Origin of the sequence: Vibrio sp. M260118, from assembly GCF_036533755.1 — a bacterium.
Lineage (GTDB): Bacteria > Pseudomonadota > Gammaproteobacteria > Enterobacterales > Vibrionaceae > Vibrio.
In genome coordinates this window covers 1-577 of sequence record NZ_JATABG010000697.1, presented here as the reverse complement: position 1 = coordinate 577, position 577 = coordinate 1, and the positions used below count along the sequence as shown (strand labels likewise).

1 protein-coding gene is annotated in these 577 nt (G+C 39.9%); it reads right to left on the bottom strand.

From position 1 onward, the window contains the following. A partial coding sequence (locus QTO00_RS20655; RefSeq protein WP_443088956.1) for a DUF7830 domain-containing protein occupies positions 1-548 on the bottom strand: 548 nt, incomplete at its 3' end. Between the last annotated feature and the right edge of the window lie 29 nt (positions 549-577).

Below are 577 nucleotides of genomic sequence, written 5' to 3'. Positions count from 1 at the left end.
TAGAAGTGCTCACGAGCGGCAATGACACTGATAAACGTTGTACTCATTTGCAATTCAAACACGACACGCTTTGTTTGTCCCTCATCGTTATAGTAAGAAGATACGTCAGGTATACGCCACTCCTTACTCATTATCTGCGTTGGATCGTCAGTAGAGTCTCTAAACGTTGCCTCTATCTCACATTCAGTGAATCTTTGTTGTCGATCATTTTGAATAGCTTCGTGAATGAACTCTTTAGATTCTCTATGAGCTTTTCCCTCTTTTTGTCCATTGAATTTCATAGCAAGGATTTGCTCTTGCTTCAGCACTGAATCTTTCTCTTGTAGAGGACACTCTGCGTTTTGGTGTTTATGTTTATAGTGATCAATTGTACGGGCTTGGTTTGAACGGAGTACGACAGGCTGAAAACAGACCGCACACAAGTAAGTTCGTAAGCCGTCTTCAATAAGGCTTCTTTTCTTGAAAAATTCACCTTCTTCTATTGAATCAAGTTGGTCAGAAACCAAAATAATATCGTGAGTCTGAGGGTCGTAAATCTCAGTTATCAACCGTTTTTTATAAATTGTAGCCGTCACAC